General features: G+C 62.9%; 1 protein-coding gene. It reads left to right on the top strand.

Annotated elements, in window-relative coordinates:
• Positions 1–293: 293 nt before the first annotated feature.
• Positions 294–1044 (top strand): IS110 family RNA-guided transposase (locus tag AC0L3A_RS40690; protein WP_473256577.1); only part of this gene is annotated, 751 nt, incomplete at its 3' end.

Below are 1044 nucleotides of genomic sequence, written 5' to 3'. Positions count from 1 at the left end.
ATGTGGCCGATCATCCGATCGACGCCCGACGCTAGACCAGGGACAGCCCCAGACGAAAAAACGGAAATGCGGTATCCAACCCGCGCATCAGAGCCTGTTCACCGACGTCTTTGAGTCCCGCCTTCTCCTCTGCACGATCCATCGGCACAAGAACTTCACGATGAGTCCTCGTGGAGATGAGAAACCGTGCGCTGTGTGCTTGACTGGGGACATCAGAATGGAATGGTCCGGCCGTGCTCCGGCCCTGCCAGTACGAGAAGCTGGCAAGGGGCGCCCAAGACAAGGAGCACGCCATGTCTCAGAAACTCGACGCTTCGCCCGCCGTCATCGGCATCGATATCGGCAAGAACTCGTTCCACATCATTGGCCAGAATCAGCGCGGCGGCATCGTGCTGCGGCAGAAGTGGTCGCGCGGCCAGGTGGAAACGCGGCTCGCCAACCTGCCGCCGTGCTTGATCGGCATGGAGGCCTGCGTCGGCGCGCATCACCTCAGTCGCAAGCTGCAAACGCTTGGCCACGACGCCCGCTTGATGCCGGCGAAATACGTGCGCCCCTATTCGAAGGGACAGAAGAATGACTTCCGAGATGCGGAAGCCATCGCCGAGGCGGTCCAACGCCCGACCATGAAGTTCGTCGCAACCAAGACCGCCGACCAGCTCGACCTGCAGGCGCTGCACCGCGTGCGCGAGCGATTAGTCGGTCAGCGCACCGGCGTCATCAATCAGATCCGTGCGTTCCTGCTGGAGCGGGGCATCGCCGTGCGGCAAGGCCTGCGCTCCCTGCGGTCCGAGTTGCCGGGTATCCTCGCGACGCGCACCGATGTGCTCTCGCCTCGCATGTTGCGCATCATCGAGGATCTGGCGGGTGACTGGCGCCGGCTGGATGAGCGTATCGAGGACCTCTCCAGCGAAATCGAGGCATTGGCCCGTCAAGACAAAGGCTGCGAGCGACTGATGACGGTGCCCGGCATTGGCCCGATCATCTCGAGCGCGATGGTGGCTGCGATCGGCACTGGAGACGTGTTCTCGAAAGGCCGCGACTTCG

The sequence above is a fragment of the Bradyrhizobium sp. MI1.3 genome, from assembly GCF_055811695.1.
The sequence above is the reverse complement of the archived record's forward strand: the minus strand, read 5'-3'. Positions and strand labels throughout refer to the sequence as shown.